The 1,875-nt window shown below is 72.5% G+C and carries 2 protein-coding genes; one reads left to right on the forward strand and one right to left on the reverse strand.

Going from position 1 to position 1,875, the window contains the following annotated elements:
- Nucleotides 1-42: 42 nt before the first annotated feature.
- Complete coding sequence (locus G6024_RS15420) at nucleotides 43-1,089, reverse strand: polyprenyl synthetase family protein (RefSeq protein WP_067716856.1); 1,047 nt, start codon at nucleotides 1,087-1,089, stop codon at nucleotides 43-45.
- A 136-nt stretch (nucleotides 1,090-1,225) separates the two neighbouring features.
- Between G6024_RS15420 and G6024_RS15425 the strand changes: the two genes are divergently transcribed.
- Nucleotides 1,226-1,875: NAD(P)/FAD-dependent oxidoreductase (locus tag G6024_RS15425; protein ID WP_478213757.1), on the forward strand; the 650-nt coding region annotated here is incomplete at its 3' end.

Raw genomic sequence — 1,875 nt, forward strand, 5'->3', positions numbered from 1 at the left:
GACGCCAGGCCCGGGGGCGGCTGCCGGGCCGTTGGGGGAAGGTCAGCCGACGCGGTCGACGGTGAAGCGCACGAGCCGACGCAGCGCCTCGTTCGCCGGGCCGGCGGGCAGCACGTCGAGCTCGGTCATGGCGTCATCAACGTACTTCTCGAGCGTGGCCCGCGCGCGCCGCATACCGTCGGACGCGCGCAGCAACTCGAGGGCTTCCGCCACCTCGGCGTCGTCGGTCAGCGGCTCGGCGAGCAGGTCGCGCAGCCGCGCGCTGTCCGACGAACCCGCCTCCATGGCGTAGATCATCGGCAGGGTGTGGACGCCCTCGCGCAAGTCCGTACCGGGCGTCTTGCCCGACTCGGTGGACGGCGAGGCTATGTCGATGATGTCGTCGGCGATCTGGAACGCGATCCCCACGGCGTCACCGAGGCGGCGCAGGCTCCCGATCTGCTCGGCGGTCGCCCCCGAGTACTCGCCGCCGAACTGGGCGGCCGCGGCGATGAGCGAGCCGGTCTTCTCCCAGATCACCCGCAGGTAGTGCTCGGCGGCACCCTCGTCACGACTGCCGACGCCCGGGCCGACGGTCTCGCGCATCTGCCCGGTGACCAGTTCGGCGAACGTCTGGGCGATGAGCTGCACGGCCTCGGGTCCGAGGTCGGCCAGGAGCATCGAGGAGTGCGCGAAGAGGAAGTCTCCGGCGAGGATCGCGGTGGAGTTGTCCCAGCGGCTGTTGGCCGACTCGACACCGCGGCGCATGGCGGCCTCGTCCATGACGTCGTCGTGGTACAGCGTGGCCAGGTGGATCATCTCGCACACCACCGCGGCCTTGACCAGCCGCTCGCGGTCGGGCGCGGGGCCCAGCGAGCCCGAGAGCAGGGTGACGACGGGCCGGAACCGCTTGCCGCCGGCGGTGACGAGGTGCAGGGCGACCTCGGAGAGGAAGTCCTCGCCGGTCTGGAGTCGGCTGACGAGCAGCTTCTCGACCTCGTCGAGCCGTTCGCGCAGGTCGGCTGCGAGGTCGGCGTCGCCGACGTCCACGCCCGCCACCGTGTGGTCGGTCGCCGTCTCCGCGGTGCCGGTCACTGAATCGCTCGACATCCCCACTCGTCCTCGTCGCCTGGTGAAGGGTCGGCGTGGCCCGCCCTTCCCGACAGACTACGTTCCCGCGTCGCGGGCGGTGGCACCCCACCCCGCCCGAGGTCCCGGCGACCGCCGCACCCGCCGACCTGCCACCATGGAGCGCATGGAGTCAGGTATGGGTCTGCCCGCGTCGACGGACGTCCTCGTGGTGGGCTGCGGCCCGGCCGGTTCGGCGACCGCGACGTGGTTGGCGCGTGCAGGTCGCGAGGTCACCGTGCTCGACGCGGCGCGGTTCCCGCGCGACAAGACCTGCGGCGACGGGCTCACGCCGCGGGCGATGTTGGAGGTCGACCGGCTGGGTCTCGGCGGGTGGGCGCGGGATCGGATCACCATCCGCGGGCTCGAGTTGCGGGGCTTCGGCCACTCCCGGCGGGTGCCGTGGCCAGCCGGTGAACACGGTGGGACCGGGTCGGCGGTGCGACGGACGGTGTTCGATGACCGGCTACGGCAGGCGGCCGTAGAGGCGGGCGCCGTGGTGCATGACGGCGTGCGCGTGACCGACGTGGAGAGAGGCGACGACGGCGAGGTGACCGCCGTCCGGACCGAGGGCGGTCGCGTGGAGTGCCGAACCCTCGTGGTGGCCGATGGCGTGCGGTCGCCGGTGGGTCGTCTGCTCGGCCGGACCTGGCATCGCGACACGGTGTATGCCGTGGCCGCGCGATCCTATGTCCGGTCCGGGCGTCATGATCATCCGTGGATCGGCTCCGATCTCGAGCTCCGCGACGAGGCGGGCGCCATCCAGCC

The organism is Dietzia maris, assembly GCF_014144855.1.
Taxonomy (GTDB): Bacteria; Actinomycetota; Actinomycetes; order Mycobacteriales; family Mycobacteriaceae; genus Dietzia; species Dietzia kunjamensis.